The 16338-nt window shown below is 73.5% G+C and carries 15 protein-coding genes; 12 read left to right on the forward strand and 3 right to left on the reverse strand.

Translation table 11 applies throughout. The features are described 5' to 3' along the window. Positions 1–49: 49 nt before the first annotated feature. Together MFF64_RS33105 and MFF64_RS33110 are read left to right on the forward strand one after the other, a co-directional pair. A complete protein-coding gene (locus MFF64_RS33105) occupies positions 50–808 on the forward strand; it encodes a FadR/GntR family transcriptional regulator (protein ID WP_238193462.1) in 759 nt (252 codons plus the stop codon). A 23-nt stretch (positions 809–831) separates the two neighbouring features. After that, entirely contained in the window at positions 832–1758 is a 927-nt protein-coding gene (locus MFF64_RS33110) for a dihydrodipicolinate synthase family protein (RefSeq protein ID WP_099904146.1), read from the forward strand. A 194-nt stretch (positions 1759–1952) separates the two neighbouring features. Here the strand turns inward: MFF64_RS33110 and MFF64_RS33115 are convergent, their stop codons facing one another. Together MFF64_RS33115 and MFF64_RS33120 are read right to left on the reverse strand one after the other, a co-directional pair. Beyond that, the gene (locus MFF64_RS33115) at positions 1953–2201 is read right to left on the reverse strand and encodes a Uma2 family endonuclease (protein WP_165795764.1); all 249 of its coding nucleotides are present in this window, start codon (positions 2199–2201) and stop codon (positions 1953–1955) included. A 261-nt stretch (positions 2202–2462) separates the two neighbouring features. Next, a complete protein-coding gene (locus MFF64_RS33120) occupies positions 2463–3014 on the reverse strand; it encodes a DUF3237 domain-containing protein (protein ID WP_099904143.1) in 552 nt (183 codons plus the stop codon). A gap of 204 nt (positions 3015–3218) precedes the next feature. Between MFF64_RS33120 and MFF64_RS33125 the strand changes: the two genes are divergently transcribed. The 5 genes from MFF64_RS33125 (at position 3219) to MFF64_RS33145 (ending at position 12007) form a co-directional block, all read left to right on the forward strand. Next, a complete protein-coding gene (locus tag MFF64_RS33125; protein ID WP_238193463.1) occupies positions 3219–4868 on the forward strand; it encodes a tannase/feruloyl esterase family alpha/beta hydrolase in 1650 nt (549 codons plus the stop codon). 268 nt (positions 4869–5136) lie between these two features. Further along, positions 5137–6147 (forward strand): AAA family ATPase, encoded by a 1011-nt coding sequence (locus MFF64_RS33130; RefSeq protein ID WP_099903186.1) that lies wholly within the window; start codon positions 5137–5139, stop codon positions 6145–6147. A gap of 4 nt (positions 6148–6151) precedes the next feature. Then, the gene (locus tag MFF64_RS33135; protein WP_099903188.1) at positions 6152–7066 is read left to right on the forward strand and encodes a DUF58 domain-containing protein; all 915 of its coding nucleotides are present in this window, start codon (positions 6152–6154) and stop codon (positions 7064–7066) included. A gap of 11 nt (positions 7067–7077) precedes the next feature. Continuing rightward, positions 7078–9900, forward strand: coding sequence for a DUF4159 domain-containing protein (locus MFF64_RS33140; protein ID WP_238193464.1), 2823 nt, complete (start codon positions 7078–7080; stop codon positions 9898–9900). A gap of 28 nt (positions 9901–9928) precedes the next feature. Continuing rightward, positions 9929–12007: a hypothetical protein gene (locus MFF64_RS33145; protein ID WP_238193465.1), complete on the forward strand. Its 2079-nt coding sequence runs from the start codon at positions 9929–9931 to the stop codon at positions 12005–12007. A 66-nt stretch (positions 12008–12073) separates the two neighbouring features. On the opposite strand, the gene miaA is transcribed toward MFF64_RS33145, so the two are convergent. After that, positions 12074–13006, reverse strand: coding sequence for a tRNA (adenosine(37)-N6)-dimethylallyltransferase MiaA (miaA, locus tag MFF64_RS33150; protein WP_099905459.1), 933 nt, complete (start codon positions 13004–13006; stop codon positions 12074–12076). A 58-nt stretch (positions 13007–13064) separates the two neighbouring features. Here miaA and serB point away from each other — a divergent pair, with 58 nt between their 5' ends. The 5 genes from serB to MFF64_RS33175 all read left to right on the forward strand — a co-directional run bounded on the left by serB (position 13065) and on the right by MFF64_RS33175 (position 16200). After that, positions 13065–13961, forward strand: a complete 897-nt coding sequence (gene serB / locus MFF64_RS33155) for a phosphoserine phosphatase SerB (protein WP_099905461.1) — start codon at positions 13065–13067, stop codon at positions 13959–13961. 36 nt (positions 13962–13997) lie between these two features. Continuing rightward, positions 13998–14627, forward strand: a complete 630-nt coding sequence (locus tag MFF64_RS33160) for a DNA-3-methyladenine glycosylase I (RefSeq protein ID WP_099905463.1) — start codon at positions 13998–14000, stop codon at positions 14625–14627. Positions 14628–14653: 26 nt separating this feature from the next. Next, the gene (locus tag MFF64_RS33165) at positions 14654–15238 is read left to right on the forward strand and encodes a YfbR-like 5'-deoxynucleotidase (protein WP_099905465.1); all 585 of its coding nucleotides are present in this window, start codon (positions 14654–14656) and stop codon (positions 15236–15238) included. Positions 15239–15256: 18 nt separating this feature from the next. Beyond that, a complete protein-coding gene (locus MFF64_RS33170; RefSeq protein ID WP_099905467.1) occupies positions 15257–15769 on the forward strand; it encodes a tyrosine phosphatase family protein in 513 nt (170 codons plus the stop codon). 140 nt (positions 15770–15909) lie between these two features. Next, on the forward strand, positions 15910–16200 hold the full coding sequence (locus MFF64_RS33175) for an exodeoxyribonuclease VII small subunit (protein WP_099955825.1): 291 nt from the start codon (positions 15910–15912) through the stop codon (positions 16198–16200). The last annotated feature ends 138 nt before the right edge of the window (positions 16201–16338 follow it).

Below are 16338 nucleotides of genomic sequence, written 5' to 3' on the forward strand. Positions count from 1 at the left end.
GGTCCGGTCGGCGCCGCCCGGGCGCCTCCTTGGTCGGTACGTCACGCGGATGCGCGCCCCCTTCGCCACGCCTCCTGTCGCTTCGTCGGGCACCGGCCTGGTGGTGATCCCGGCCGGGCGCGCCCGCTCCAACCATGCCGAGGTGGCGCGCAGCCTCGGCACCGCGATCATCGCCGGCCGCTACCCGGCCGGCGCCAAGCTGCCGGGGGATGGCGAGCTGCTCGCCGCCTTCCGGGTGTCGCGGCCGGTCCTGCGCGAGAGCGTCAAGACCCTGGTGGCCAAGGGGCTCCTGACCACCAAGGCCCGGGTCGGCACGGTGGTGCGCGAGCGCGCGGCCTGGAACATGTTCGATGCCGACGTGCTGGCCTGGCACCTCGAGGCCGGCATCGACCGGCGCTTCCTGCGCGACCTCGCGGAGATCCGCCTCGCGGTCGAGCCGGCGGCGGCGGCTCTGGCGGCCGAGCGCCGGTCACCCGACGACCTCGCCGCCCTGGAGGCGGGCCTCTCGCGGATGCGGGCCGAGCCGTCCGATTCCATCGGCTTCGCGGAGGGGGACCTCGCCCTCCACGTCGCGGTGGCGGTCGCCTCCGGCAACCCGTTCATGCGCTCGATCGGCGGCGTGATCGAGGTGGCGTTGCGCGCCTCGTTCCAGCTCAGCGCCCCGGTCGAGGCGGCGGAGCGCGAGACGGTGCTGGCGGCCCACACCGCCATCGTCGCGGCCATCGCGGCCCGCGACCCGGAGCGAGCGGCCGACGCCGTCCGCCACGTCATCCACAACGGCCTGCGCCGCCACGGCGCCGCGGCCTGAGAACAACCACGGAGGAAAACCCGATGACTCCTGCGTCCCGCCCCTATCGCGGCGTCTTCCCGGTCGCGCCGACGATCTTTCACGAGGACGGCACCCTCGACCTCGACGGCCAACGCCGGGCGATCGACTTCATGATCGAGGCCGGCTCGCACGGCCTGTGCATCCTCGCCAATTTCTCCGAGCAGTTCGTCCTCACCGATGCCGAGCGCGAGGAGGTGATGACGGCCGTGCTGGAGCACGTCGCGGGCCGGGTGCCGGTGATCGTGACGACGACGCACTTCGCCACCCATATCTGCGCCGAGCGCTCGCGCCGGGCGCAGGACCTCGGCGCCGCCATGGTGATGATCATGCCGCCCTATCACGGGGCGACGATCCGGGTGACGGAAGCCGGCATCGAGCGGTTCTTCCGCCAGGTCTCGGACGCGATCTCGATCCCGATCATGATCCAGGACGCGCCGGTCTCCGGCACCACGCTCTCGGCCGCCTTCCTGGCGCGCCTCGCCCGCGAGGTCGCGAACGTCTCGTACTTCAAGATCGAGACCGCCCAGGCGGCGGCCAAGCTGCGCACCCTGCTGGAGCTCGGCGGCGACGCGATCGAGGGCCCGTGGGACGGCGAGGAGGCGATCACGCTGCTCGCCGACCTCGATGCCGGGGCGACCGGCGCGATGACTGGCGGCGGCTACCCGGACGGCATCCGCCAGATCATCGATCCCTACCTCGCCGGGCGGCGCGACGAGGCGGTGACGGCTTATGGCCGCTGGCTGCCGCTCATCAACTACGAGAACCGCCAGACCGGGCTCGCCGCGGCCAAGATCCTGATGAAGGAGGGCGGCATCATCCGCTCCGACGCGGTGCGGGCGCCCCTGGAACTGCCGCATCCGGCGACCCGGGCCGGTCTGATCGAGATCGCCCGGAGCCTCGACGCGGCGGTGCTGCGCTGGGGGCGGTGAGCGGGGGGTGTCTCGACGGCTCTGAATCGGATTCGGAGCCTGTCTGACGTTCCTCCACAGTCCTGACACCGACAGGGTCATCCCGGGTTCTCGCCTGCGGCGAGCCCCGGGATGACGTCCAATTACGTCTGACTGTGTGCCAGGTCGACGGAGTTGACCGAGGAGGTCGTTCGAGGTCCGGTGCGTCGCGGGAATCAGGCGAGCGGCATGTCGTCGTAGATCGTCTCGAAGCTCAGCGTGACACCGGTCTCCGGCAGATCGACGGCGTCGGTGCAGGTGAGGGCTGAGAGGCCGCCCTCCGGGTTTCGCCGGTGCACCGTCACCGATCGCCGGTCCTGCCTCACTAGCACGACACTCTGGATCGACGTGACGGCAGCATAGGCCGCGAGCTTCGAGGCCCGGCGCCGCGGCGTGTCGCTGGGTGACAGGACCTCGAACACCACGACGGGCCGGACGGCTGCCAGGGGCTGGCATGCCGACGCCGGTGCTGCCGCAGGACTTCCAGGATGTTGACCTGGATCCAGTCGTGCCGCTGGGTCGGCGGCCGGGCCATCAGCGGCACCCCGTCGTCCAGTTCCCAGCGTTCCCCCTTCGGCCGGGCCGAGAGGAAGGCCCGGCAGCCGTCGAGGCTCATCGAAGGATCGCGCGTCTCGGCGGCGCGCATGGCGGACGCTACCGGTTACCCGCCACAACCCTACCACCCGTCACGCCAAACGGAACGCCCGCACCAGCACCGCGGCTTGCGCCGGCCGCAGGCTGTGCAGGGTGCCGACCAGCACCAGCCGGTTGAGCCAGGCATGCGGCCCCTCGGGCGCCGTGACCGCGATGGTCGAGTAGCGGTAATCCGGCGCGCCGTCGCGGCCGGGATCGATCAGCACCTGGTTGCGCACGGTGAGGATCGCCCCGTCCTCCGCCTTCATCTCGTAGAGGGCGTCGAGCTGCCGGACGCCGTCCTTGCGTACGAGCTGCCGGTCGGCCCCGCCGGGCAGGACCGTGCCGCGGATGCGCGGTCCCTGAAAGCGGCCGCCGGTGATCGGCACGATGCGGCGCTCGCCCAAGGGCGAATCGCCGAGCGGCACCAGCGGGGCGATCTCGACCACGGCCTCGTAGACGAACTCGGTCCGCGGCGGCACCAGCGGCAGGTCGGTCAGGCCGCCGGGCGCCTCCTCGGCGGCGGCGCTCCCCGCGAGGGCGAGGCCGGCGCCGGCGAGGAGCAGCGTGCGGCGGTCGGGTTGCGTCGTGTCGCGGTTCGGCATGGCGGAACCTCCCTCCGGTGTTTGTTCCGCGATCATGCGCACGGGCCGCGCGCGGCGACAGAGCAGGGACGCGCTGCCGCAGCGTTCCGCACGTGGAATCACGACGCCTCCGCTTGACGGCCCGGGCCCGCCCGGGCCGAGTGACCCCGCAACGCCGTCCGGGACCGTTCGGGCCCGGGCGGATCTCTGGGGGAGGGGGTAGTCATGCGGCGCGGCATCACGCGGGGAGCGGGGCTCTCTCTTCCGGCCTTCATCGTCACGTCCCTCGCCCTGCCGGCCCTCGCCGACCCTCTCGCCTGCGGCGACCTCGCGCGCCTCGCCCGGCCGGACCTGCGCATCATCCGCGCCGAGGCCGTGACCGCCGGCACTCTGCCGGCCGACAACCCGGCCCGCGCCGCCCTCACCGGGGCCGCCCGGGCGAGGTCGGCCCTGCCGGCCCACTGCCTCGTCGAGGGCACGATCGACCCGCGGACTGGGGCAGGGGGTGTCGCTTACGGCATCGGCTTCCAGCTGCGCCTGCCGGAGGCCTGGAACGGCCGCTTCCTGTTCCAGGGCGGCGGCGGGCTCGACGGCGTGGTCGGCGAGGCCGTGGGCGCGATCCCAGTCTCGGGGGCAACGGCGGCGCCGGCCCTGCTGCGCGGCTACGCCGTGGCCTCGACCGATTCCGGCCATCGCGGCCGCGACAATGCCGACGCGTCCTTCGGCCTCGACCAGCAGGCGCGAATCGACTTCGCCTATCGGGCGGTCGGGGCCGTGGCGCAGGAGGCGAGGGCGCTGATCGCCGCCCGCTACGGTCGTTCCCCGGCGCATGCCTACTTCATGGGCTGCTCGAATGGCGGCCGCTCCGCCCTGATGGCCGCGACCCGCTTTCCCACCGCCTTCGACGGCATCGTCGCCGGCGCCCCGGCCTTCCGGCTGACCCGGGCGGCGATCGGCCAGATCTGGGACACGCAAGCCTTCCTCGCTGCCGCCCCGAAGGACCCGGAGGGGAAGCCAATCCTCGCCGAGGCCTTCAGCGAGGCCGACCTGACCCTCGTGGCGCAGTCCGTGCTCAAGGCCTGCGACGCGGCCGACGGGCTCGCCGACGGCGCGGTCGAGGCGGTGGCCTCCTGCCGCTTCGATCCCGCGAGCCTCGCCTGCCCCGGAGACAAGACCGCGACCTGCCTCGGCGAGCGTCAGGTCGAGGCCCTGCGGCGGTCCTTCCGCGGCGCCCAGGACGCCCGAGGGCAGCCGATCTACGCCTCCTGGCCCTGGGACCCGGGTCTCGCCGCCCCGGGCTGGCGGGCCTGGAAGCTCGGCACCTCGAAGACGGCGACGCCGAACGCCCGCAACGCGACGCTCGGTCCGGCCGCCATCGCGAACTACTTCCTCACCCCGCCGGATCCGGGCTTCGACGCCTTGCGCTTCGATTTCGACCGCGACACCCCGCGTACCGCCGAGACTGCCGCCCTCAACGATCCGACCGGCACGTTCCTGACGACCTTCACCGCCCGCGGCGGCCGGCTCCTCGTTTACCAGGGCGTCGCCGACCCGGTCTTCTCCGCCCGCGACCTTGCCGCGCACTGGCAGGAGCTTGCCCGCCACAACGGCGGCGGGGCGGCGTTCTCGGACTGGGCGCGCCTGTTCCTGGTGCCGGGCATGACCCATTGCGGCGGCGGGCCGGCCCTCGACGATTTCGACCCGCTCGCCGCCATCGAGGCCTGGGTCGAGCGCGGCGAGGCCCCCGACCGGCTGCTGGCCCGTGGCGCCGCCTTCCCGGGCCGGACGCGACCGCTCTGCCCGTTCCCGCAGGAGGCGCGGTACCAGGGCGGCGAGGCGGAGCGGGCCGAGAGCTTTGCCTGCCGGGAGCCGTGAGACGACAGCTAACCTACGACCGTGAAAAGCTCTTTCCCTCCCCCCCTTGTAGTGAGGGTCAGGGGTAGGGGTGGCGCAAGAGGCACCGAACCGCTCGACGCGGCTCCACCCCCACCTCCGACTCCTCCGCACAAGGGGGAGGAGAGAGGTCTCACCCTGAACCACCCTGCGTCGTCGCGCCAACCTTGCCTTGCGATGCGGAAGGGATCCACACTCCCGGATCCCCGACAGGAGCCGAAGGCTCCGCGGACGACGACGAGGACCCCGCATGACCCAAGCCAGCGCGCCGGCCGCCGCGACCCCGATGGATGACGGCATCGTCGCCGCCGCGGAAGCCTGCCTCGCCAGCGTCGGGCGCGCCCGGGAGGCGATCCACGGGGTCATCTTCGGTCAGGAGACGGTGGTCGACCTCGCGCTGGTCACGGTGCTGGCGGGCGGCCACGGCCTGCTCGTCGGCCTGCCAGGCCTCGCCAAGACCAAGCTGGTCGAGACCCTCGGCACCGTGCTCGGGCTCGACGCGCGCCGGGTGCAGTTCACCCCCGACCTGATGCCCTCCGACATCCTCGGCACCGAGATCCTCGACGAGGACCAGGACCGGCACCGCTCGTTCCGCTTCGTGCGCGGGCCGATCTTCACCCAGCTCCTGATGGCGGACGAGATCAACCGCGCCAGCCCCCGCACCCAGTCGGCGCTGCTGCAGGCGATGCAGGAGCGCTTCGTCTCGGTCGCCGGCGAGCGCCACGACCTGCCGCGGCCGTTCCACGTGCTGGCGACCCAGAACCCGATCGAGCAGGAGGGCACCTACCCGCTGCCCGAGGCCCAGCTCGACCGCTTCCTGCTCGAGATCGACGTCGGCTATCCCGACCGCGCCGCCGAGCGGCGCATCCTGCTCGAGACCACCGGCGCCGAGGAGCACCGGCCGCAGGCGGTGATGGACACCGAGGCCCTGCTCTCGGCCCAGCGCCTGGTGCGGCGCCTGCCGGTCGGCGAGGCGGTGGTGGAGGCGATCCTCGACCTCGTGCGCGCGGCGCGCCCCGACGGGGGTGACGGAGCCATCGCCGACAAGCTGCTCTGGGGCCCGGGCCCCCGCGCCAGCCAGGCCCTGATGCTGGCGGTGCGTGCCCGCGCCCTGATCGAGGGACGCGTGGCGCCCTCCGTCGACGACGTGGCGGCGCTCGCCGAGCCGGTCCTGAAGCACCGCATGGCGCTCACCTTCGCGGCCCGCGCCGACGGCGAGACGATTCCCGGCCTGATCGGCCGCCTCGTCGGGCGGCTCTGACCCGGTGGCCTCGACGCGCGTCCTCGACGCGGCCGCCCGCGCGCCCGGCCGGCGGGAGACCGAGTCCGCCCTCTCGCTCGCCGAGCGGATGCCGCGCCTGATCCTGGAGGCGCGCCGGGTCGCCGCGACCCTCGCGCACGGCCTGCACGGCCGCAGGCGGGCCGGCCCGGGCGAGAGCTTCTGGCAGTTCCGCCCCTTCGTCGCCGGCGAGGCGGCGAGCCGGATCGACTGGCGCCGCTCGGCCCGGGACGACCGGCTCTACGTCCGCGAGCGCGAATGGGAGGCGGCCCACACCGTCTGGCTCTGGATCGACCGCTCGGCCTCGATGGGCTTCGGCTCCTCCCTCGCCCAGGCACCGAAGATCGAGCGCGCCCTGGTGCTGGGACTGGCGCTCGGCGACGCCTTCGTGGAGGCGGGCGAGCGGGTCGGGCTGCTCGGCCTGTCACGGCCGCAGGCGACCCGCACCATCGTCGAGCGCATGGCCGAGACCCTGGTCGCCGACACCTCTGCCCTCGACGAGGACCTGCCGCCCCGCGCGCCGGTCGGGCGCTTCGACGAGGTCGTGCTGATCGGCGACTTCCTGAGCCCACCCGATCAGGTGCGGGCCTCGGTCGCGGCGATCGCCGCCGCCGGCAGCCGCGGCCATCTGGTGATGATCGTCGATCCGGTCGAGGAGAGCTTTCCGTTCTCCGGCCAGGCCGAATTGCACGACCTCGAGGCCGGGCTGTCGCTCCGGGTCGGCGACGCCGCGGCCTGGGGCGAGGCCTATCGCCGGCGGATCCGAGCCCATCGCGACGCGTTGGCGGAGATCGTCCGGGCCCAGGGCTGGACGCTCACGCTGCACCGCACCGACCGGCCGGCGAGCGAGGCGGCGCTCCGCCTCGTCACCCTGGTCGCCGCCGCCCGCAGCGCGGGCTGAGGACGCCTTCGATGTTCGGACTGCCCCTCAGCTTCGCCGCCCCCGCCGCCCTCGCGGCCCTGATCGCCCTGCCGGCGCTCTGGTACCTGCTGCGGGTGACGCCGCCGCGGCCGCGCCGCATCGACTTCCCGCCGCTGCGCATCCTCGCCGACCTGCTGCCGGAGCGCGAGACCCCGGCCCGTACCCCGCCCTGGCTCCTGGTGCTGCGCCTCGCCGCCGCCGCCTGCCTGATCCTGGCGGTGTCGGGGCCGGTCTGGAACCCGACGCCCCAGGCGGCGGGCGACGGGCGCACGCCGCTGCTCCTCGTCCTCGACAACGGCTTCACCGCCGCCCAGGACTGGCGCGACCGGGTCCGCGTCGCCACCGCCGAGGTCGAGGCCGCCGCCCGCGCCGGACGGCCCGTGGCGCTCCTCGCCACCGCGGCCGCTCCGGCGGGGCTCGAGGCCACCGGCCCTGGCCCGGCCTTGGAGCGCTTGCGCGCCATCGAGCCGCTGCCGCACCTCGCCGACCGGTCGGCGCAGTTGCCGGCGCTGACGGCCTTCCTGGAGCGGTCGCCGGGCTCGGCCGTGGTGTGGGTGCATGACGGCGTCGCCGGGCCGGACGGCGACGCCTTCCCGGCCGGCCTCGCCGCGGCCGCCGTGCGCAACCGTGCCGACGTCACCGTGCTCAAGGCCGAGCGTCCGCCGGCCCTGGGGCTAGCCGGCCCGGATTCCTCGGGCGGGCAGCTCGGCGTGAGCGTGGTGCGGGCGGCCGCCAACGGCCGCGAGGCCGGCACGGTCCGGGCCCTCGACGCCAAGGGCCTGCCTCTGGCCGAGACGAACTTCGCCTTCGCGGGCGACGCCACCGCCACGGAGGTCCGCTTCGACCTGCCGGTGGAGCTGCGCAACACCATCGCGCGGTTCGAGGTCGCGGGCGAGCACTCGGCCGGCGCCGTGGTGCTCGCCGACGAGCGCGGCCGGCGTCGCCGGGTCGGCCTCGTCTTCGGCGGCACTGCCGACCAGGCGCAGCCGCTGCTCTCGCCGACCTACTATCTCTCCCGCGCGCTGACGCCCTTCGCCGACGTGCAGGAGCCCCGGGCCGGGCGCGGCGTCGCCGAGTCGATCGGCCAGATGCTCGATTCCCAGGTCTCGGTGCTGGTGCTGGCCGATGTCGGCGCCCTCGACCCCGCCACCCTGGAGCGGGTCTCGGGCTTCGTCGACAAGGGCGGCCTGCTCCTGCGTTTCGCCGGGCCGCGGCTCGCCGCCGGCAGCGACGACCTCGTGCCGGTGCGCCTGCGCCGGGGCGGACGCAATCTCGGCGGCACCCTGTCCTGGGACAGCCCGCGCACCCTGGCGCCCTTCGCACCCGAGAGTCCGTTCGCGGGCCTGACGCCGCCGGCCGATATCGGCGTGCGGCGCCAGATCCTCGCCGAGCCGGACGGCGAGCTCGCCCGGCGCACCTGGGCCGCCCTGCAGGACGGCACCCCGATCGTCACCGCCGCCAAGCGGGGGGAGGGCATGGTGGTTCTGGTCCACGTTACCGCCGACACCACCTGGTCGAACCTGCCGCTCTCGGGCCTGTTCGTGACCATGCTGCGCCGGGTCGTGGCGCTCGCCGGCACCACCCCGCCCACGACCGGCGCCGCGCCCGGCGCCCCGCCGCCGGTGCTCGCCCCGCGACTCACCCTCGATGGATTCGGCGCCCTGAAGCCTCCCCCGGCCACCGCCCGGGCGGTGCCGGCGACCTGGACCGAGCGGGCGACGCCGGATCACCCGCCGGGCTATTACGGCCCGGCCGATGGCGGCCTCGCGGTCAACGCGCTCACCGCCGAGGACCGGCTGAAGCCCCTCGACCTCAAGGCGCTCGCGGGCGCCCGCTTCGGCGGCCTGGAGGAGGCCCGCACCCGCGACCTGCGCGGGCCGTTCTTCCTCACCGCCCTGCTGCTCCTGGGCTTAGACACTCTGGCGAGCCTGTGGCTCGGCGGCTTCCTCGGGCTGATGGCGGCGCGCCTGCGCCGCCGGCCCGCCACCGCCGCGCTCGTCCTCGGCCTCCTGGTGCTGGGCGCCGCGCCGGATCCGGCGCGTGCGGTCGAGCCCGCCGCCAACCGGCCGAACGGCATCGAATCGGCGCTCGTCACCCGCATCGCCTACGTGGTCACCGGTGACGCGACCGTCGACGAGACCAGCCGGGCGGGCCTCGCCGGCCTGACCCAGATGCTGGCGAGCCGCACGGCCCTGGAACCCGGCGAGCCCGCCGGCATCGACCCGGCCCGGGACGAACTCGCCTTCTATCCGCTGATCTACTGGCCGATCGTGCCGAGCCGGCCGTTGCCGGGCGAGGCGGCGATCCGCCGGATCGACGCCTTCATGAAGAACGGCGGCACGGTGATCTTCGACACCCGCGACGCGATGACGGCGCGCCCGGGCGGACCGCCGACGCCGGAGGCGCTCTATCTCCAGCGCATGCTCGCGACCCTGGAGGTGCCGGAACTGGAGCCGGTACCCCGCGACCACGTGCTCACCAAAGCGTTCTACCTCGTCGACGGCTTTCCCGGCCGCTACGCCACCGGCCAGACCTGGGTCGAGGCCCTGCCACCGGCCGGCGAGGGCGGCGAGCGCCGCCCGGCCCGCGCCGGCGACGGCGTCTCGCCGATCGTCATCACCGGCAACGACCTCGCCTCCGCGTGGGCGGTGGGCCGGCGCGGCGAGGCCGTCTATCCCCTCGTCGGCGGCGATCCGCGCCAGCGCGAGATGGCGTTCCGCGGCGGCGTCAACCTCGTGATGTACGCGCTCACCGGCAACTACAAGGCCGACCAGGTCCACGTCCCGGCGCTGCTGGAGAGATTGGGGCAGTGAGGCGTCGCATCACCCAACGGTGTTCTTCATGCTGAGCCTGAGTCTCGCCCCGCTCGTTCCCGTCCCGGTCCTGTTAGGCCTGGCCGGCCTCGCCGCGATCCTGGCGGTGGTCGCGTTCCTGGCCCGCGGGCCGGTGGCGCTCTTGCGCGTCCTCGTTCTCGCCCTGGTGCTCCTGGCGCTCGCCAACCCCTCGCTGGTCCAGGAGGAGCGCGAGCCGGTCAAGGACGTGGTCGCCGTCGTGGTCGATCGCTCGGGCTCGCAGGCCCTCGGCGACCGGCCGGCGATGACCGACCGGGTCCGGGCCGAGCTGGAGCGGCGCCTCGCCACGCTCAACCCGATCGAGCCGCGCTTCGTCGAGGTGCCGGAGGCCGGCGGCGACGAGGGCACGCGGCTGTTCACGGCGTTGTCGAGCGCCCTCGCCGACGTGCCGCCCGATCGCCTTGCCGGCGTGGTGGTGCTGACCGACGGCGTCGTCCACGACATCCCGGCCAACCTCGCCGCCTTGAGCTTCAAGGCGCCGCTCCACGTGCTGGTCACCGGCCGGCCCGACGAGCGCGACCGGCAGATCCGCCTGATCGAGGCGCCGCGCTTCGGCATCGTCGGGCGCGACCAGACCATCCGGGCCGAGGTGATGGAGCGCGGCGGCACCGGCTCGGCGGTGGTGACCGTACGCCGCGACGGCGAGGAGGTGGTGCGCCAATCCGTGCGCACCGGCCAGCCGTTCAACCTGACCCTGCGGGTCGAGCACGGGGGTCCCAACGTGGTCGAGATCGAGGCCGAGGCGCTGCCGGGCGAGCTGACCACCGCCAACAATCGCGCGGTGCTGCCGATCGAGGGCATCCGCGAGAAGCTGCGGGTGCTGCTCGTCTCCGGCGAGCCCCATGCCGGCGAGCGCACCTGGCGCAACCTGCTCAAGTCCGACGCCAACGTCGATCTCGTCCACTTCACCATCCTGCGCCCCCCGGAGAAGCAGGACGGCACCCCGATCTCCGAATTGTCGCTGATCGCCTTCCCGACCCGCGAGCTGTTCCAGCAGAAGATCAAGGATTTCGATCTCATCATCTTCGACCGTTACGCCAACCAGAGCGTGCTGCCGTCGAGCTACTTCGACAACATCGTGCGCTACGTGCGCGAGGGCGGGGCACTCCTGATCGCCGCCGGGCCGGAATTCGCCTCGGCCGCGAGCCTCGCCCGCACGCGCCTCGCCGCGATCCTGCCGGGCGAGCCGAATGGCCGGGTGGTCGAGCGGGCCTACAAGGCGGCACTCACCAATAGCGGGCAGCGCCATCCGGTCACCCGAGACCTGCCCGGCTCCGAGGCTTCGCCCCCGGCCTGGGGCGACTGGCTGCGCCTGATCGGCGCCGAAGTCCGACCCGGGATCACACCGATCATGGCCGGCGCCGATTCCCTGCCGCTGCTGGCGCTCTCCCGCGAGGAGAAGGGCCGGGTGGCACTCCTCCTGTCCGACCATGCCTGGCTCTGGGCCCGGGGCTACCAGGAGGGCGGGCCTCACCTGGATCTGCTGCGCCGCCTCGGCCACTGGCTGATGAAGGAGCCGGCCCTGGAGGAGGAGGCCCTGAGGGCAAATGCCACCGGCCATGGACGCGAAGTCCGGGTCGAGCGCCAGACCATGGGCGACACCGCCGAGCCCGTCACCGTGACGGCGCCGAGCGGCAAGGCCCGCACGCTGACGCTGAACCCCGACAAGCCCGGCCTGTTCGCCGCCACCGTCGAGGCCGACGAGCTCGGGCTGCACACCCTGCGGGCCGGCAACCTCGTGGCCTTCGTGAGCGTCGGCCCGGCCAACCCGCGCGAGCTTGTCGACGTGTTCAGCGACACCGAGCGCCTGCGCGGAATCGCCGAGGCCACCGGCGGCTCGGTCCGTCGCCTCGCCGAGGCGGGAGGTGGGATCGCGATCCCGCGGCTCCAGATCGCCCGCTCCGGCCGGCTGGCCGGCTCCGACTGGATCGGCTTCCGCCCGAGCGACAGCGCGGTGGTGCGGGGCGTCTCGGTCTATCCGCTGGGCCTCGGCCTCGCGGCGCTGGCGGCGCTGGCGGCGGCCGTCCTGGCGATGTGGCTGGTGGAGGGGCGGCGCGGGCGGGCGTGAGCGGTGATCGCCTCCAGGCAGGACGAACTGACGACCCGGGAGACCGGGTCGCCGGGTCTGCTGTCGTCACGGCGGCCCGTCCCACATTCCCGCCTCGACCTCCGCCGTCGCCGCCTCCGGCGTTAACCATGCCCAATCCGCCCCCGCCTGGTGCCGGAACCACGTCACCTGCCGCTTGGCGTAGCGCCGCGTGTCCGCCTGACCGCGGGCCACCGCCTCGTCGTACGAGAGGGCGCCGCGCAGGTACGCGATCAGCCCCGGCACACCGTGGGCGCGCATCACCGGCAGCATCGGGTCGAGGTCGCGCGCGGCCAGCGCCCGCACTTCGTCGAGGGCGCCGGCCGCCATCATGGCGAGGAAGCGGGCATCGATCCGCGCGCGTAACACCTCCCGGTCCGGGGTGAGGAAGAGCTTGGCGCAAGGGACGCCGGTGAGCGGGCCCGGCCGGCGGGCGGCCTGGAAGGCCGTGATCGGCTGTCCCGTCGCGGCCAGCACCTCGAGCGCGCGCAGCACCCGTAGGCGGTCGTTGGGATCGAGACGGGCGGCGCTGTCCGGATCCCGGCGGGCGAGGGCAGCGTGCAGCTCCGGCGTGTCGCGCCCCTCGGCGCCAGCCCGCACCTTGGCGCGCACGGAATCGGGAACCGGCGGGATCTCGGAGAGGCCTTGCGCCAGGCCCATGAAGTAGAGCCCCGTGCCCCCGACGACGATCGGCAGGCGGCCCGCCTCCCAGGCCTCCCGCAGGGCGCTGCCGGCCTCCGCCAGGTAGTGGCCGACGGAGAAATTCACCGCGCCGTCGACCGTGCCGTAGAGGCGGTGGGGCGCCTGCGCCTCCTCCTCAGGGCTCGGACGGGCGGTCAGCCGGTGCAGGTCGCGGTAGACCTGCATCGAATCGGCATTGATGACCACGCCGCCGTGTCGGCGGGCGAGCGTGAGCGCCAGGGCCGACTTGCCCGAGGCGGTCGGCCCTGCGATGAGGATCGCCCGAACCCGCCCGTCCATGCCTGCCCCTCTCGCGCGCAGCCGGGACGCGCCGCACCGACGAGCCCGAGCTTATCCGATGACCCTGGTCGCGACCCTGATAGCAAACCCGGAGCGCCCCGCCATCACCGACGCGGTGCTGGCCGAGGCTCGGCGGGTGCTGGCGACCGAGCACCAGCCGCGCATCCTGCACGGCGAGGTCGCGGCTGAGATCCTGGTCGATGGTGCGCCTGCCGCTGCCTCAGCCCTCGCCGATCGCTTGCGCGCGGCGTTCGACGGCGAGCCGATCGACCTCGCCGTTCAGGCCATGAGTCCGCACCGGCGCAAGCGGCTCTTCCTCGCCGACATGGATTCCACCATGATCGGCCAGGAATGCATCGACGAGCTGGCTGACCAGGTCGGCCTCAAGGCCCATGTGGCGGCGATCACCGAGCGGGCGATGCGGGGCGAGATCGCCTTCGAGCCGGCCTTGCGCGAGCGCGTCGCGCTGCTCAAGGGACTGCCCCTGGCGGCCATCGACGCGGTGATCGCCGAGCGCATCACCCTGACGCCGGGCGGGCGCACGCTGGTGCGCACCCTCAAGGCCCACGGTGCCTACACGGCCCTGGTCTCGGGTGGCTTCACCCTGTTCACCGGGCCGGTGGCGGCGCAAATCGGCTTCGACGAGCACCGCTCGAACCGCCTCGAGACCGGGGGCGAGACCCTGGCCGGTACCGTCGCCGAGCCGATCGTCGGGCGCGACGCCAAGCGCGACGCCTTGATCGAGTTGCGCAGCCGCTTCAATCTCGACCCTGCCGAGACCCTGGCGGTGGGCGACGGCGCCAACGACCTGGCGATGCTGGAGGAGGCGGGCCTCGGCGTGGCGTTCCGAGCGAAGCCCGCCGTGGCGGCCGCCGCGCATGCCCGCATCGATCACGGCGACCTGACGGGTCTCCTCTACCTGCAGGGCTTCGCGGCGGCCGAGTTCGTCGAATAGGTTGCGTTCCAGGCAGCCCCCGCTACACGACACCGGATGTCGACCGGACTGATTCCGCATCCCGACGGCTGCCAGCGCTGCTGGTGGCCGGGCACCGACCCGCTCTACGTCGCCTACCACGACGCCGAGTGGGGCGTGCCGGAGCACGACGACCGCGCCCTCTACGAGAAGCTGATCCTCGACGGGTTCCAGGCCGGCCTGTCCTGGATCACCATCCTGCGCCGGCGCGACGGCTTCCGCCACGCCTTCGCGGGCTTCGCGCCCGAGGCGATCGCACGGTTCGGCCCGGGCGACGTCGAGGCGCTGATGCAGGACACCGGCATCATCCGCAACCGCGCCAAGATCGAGGCGACGATCCGCAGCGCGCGGGCCTACCTGGCGATCCAGGAGCGCGGCCCTGGCTTCTCGGCCTTCCTGTGGGACTTCGTCGATGGGCGCCCGCTCCAGACGCGGGCCGCGACCCGTGCCGAGATCCCGACCGAGAGCGAAGTCTCGCGAAAAATGTCGAAAGCGCTCAAGGCGGAGGGGTTCGGCTTCTGCGGCCCGACCATCGTCTACGCCTTCATGCAGGCAGTCGGCATGCTCAACGACCACCTCGTCGGCTGCTGCCGCCATGCGCCGTGCGCCGCGCTGCCGGGCCCGGGCGGCCTCGGAGTGTCGACGTGAGCGGCCAGCCGCGGGCGTGGCAACGGATGCTGTCGGGGCGGCGCCTCGATCTCCTCGATCCCTCGCCCCTCGACGTCGAGATCGTCGACATCGCCCACGGCCTCGCCCGGGTGGCGCGCTGGAACGGCCAGACCGCCGGCCCGCACGTCTTCTCGGTGGCCCAGCACGCACTCCTCGTCGAGGCGATCGGCGGAGCCTTCGAGCCCGCCCTCGGCGCCGCCGGGCGGCTGGAGCTGCTCCTGCACGACGCGCCCGAATACGTGATCGGCGACATCATCTCGCCGTTCAAGGCGGCGATCGGCCATTCCTACAAGGCGGTGGAGAACCGGCTGCTCGCGGCGATCCGCCTGCGCTTCGGCCTCACTCCCGCGCCGACCGCCGCGATGCAGCGCCTGATCAAGCGCGCCGACCGCCTGAGCGCCTATCTCGAGGCGACGCGGCTCGCCGGCTTCTCGCAAGTCGAGGCCGTGCGGGTCTTCGGCAAGCCCGACCGTCTCGATACGCCCCTCGATCCCCTGCTCGATCCCTGGCCGACCGCCGAGGCGCAAGGGGCTTTCCTCGCCCGCTTCCACGTCCTCGTCGAGGCGGGGCAGGCCGTCACCGTCCCGTAGACAAGGATCCCCGCCGCCATGCCGACCCTGCACGTCTGCGCCCTGTCCCGCCTGCCCGAGACCGTCGCGGAGACGGGCGCGCGCCACGTGGTGACGCTGATCAATGTCGGCACGCCGGTGACCCGGCCGGCCGGCATCGCCGAGACCGACCACCTGTTCGTCGGCATCAGCGACATCACCGATGCCCTCGACGGTCACGTGCTGCCGGACGAGGCGCATGTGCAGCGGCTCCTCGACTTCGTGCGCGCCTGGGGCAGGGAGCAGCCCCTGGTGATCCACTGCTATGCCGGCATCAGCCGCTCGACGGCGGCCGCCTTCATCACGGCCTGCGCCCTGCGGCCGGACCGGGACGAGGCCGAGATCGCCCGCGAACTGCGCCAGGCCTCGCCCTCGGCGACGCCGAACCGACGCCTCGTCGCGGTGGCGGACGCGCTGCTTGGCCGAGACGGACGGATGGTGACGGCCATCGCGGCGATCGGTCGCGGTTCGGACGCCTTCGAAGGAGAGCCGTTCCATCTCACCATCGAGTGATTCCACTGTGGCCGAAACGCAGCCCTGGCGCGTAAACGGGCATAAGCGGCCTCATCTCCGCCCTGCGGCACTGCCAAAGGGTTGTTTCGCGCGACCTCACTCGCCATAACCCAACGCTCATCATGGGAGCATCTTCGCGCATGTCCGCAGCCCGGTCCGATGCCAGCCGCGCGGCCGTCTCCGCACCCGCCGGCCCGGCCGGAACCGCGGATCTGCCGTTCGAGAAGGCCCTCGAGGAACTCGAGGGCATCGTGCAGCGCCTGGAACAGGGCAACGTGCCGCTCGACGAGTCCGTCGCGATCTACGAGCGCGGCGAGGCCCTCAAGCGTCACTGCGAGACGCTGCTGCAGCGCGCAGAGGCGCGCATCCAGCGCATCACCCTCGGGGCGGACGGACGCGCCGCCGGGACGGCGCCGCTTGATGTCGCCTGATCGCTCCCAATCCTCCCGCCCCGGATGCCGGCGGCGGGGTCTCTCCTTCCGGACGTGAGGATGGCTCCGGTGTCACCGCTCAATCTCCCCCTCCTCGACCGCGTCCGCGAGCCGGCGGATCTCCGTCAGCTGCCCGAG

Origin of the sequence: Methylobacterium frigidaeris, from assembly GCF_022179185.1 — a bacterium.
GTDB lineage: Bacteria > Pseudomonadota > Alphaproteobacteria > Rhizobiales > Beijerinckiaceae > Methylobacterium > Methylobacterium frigidaeris.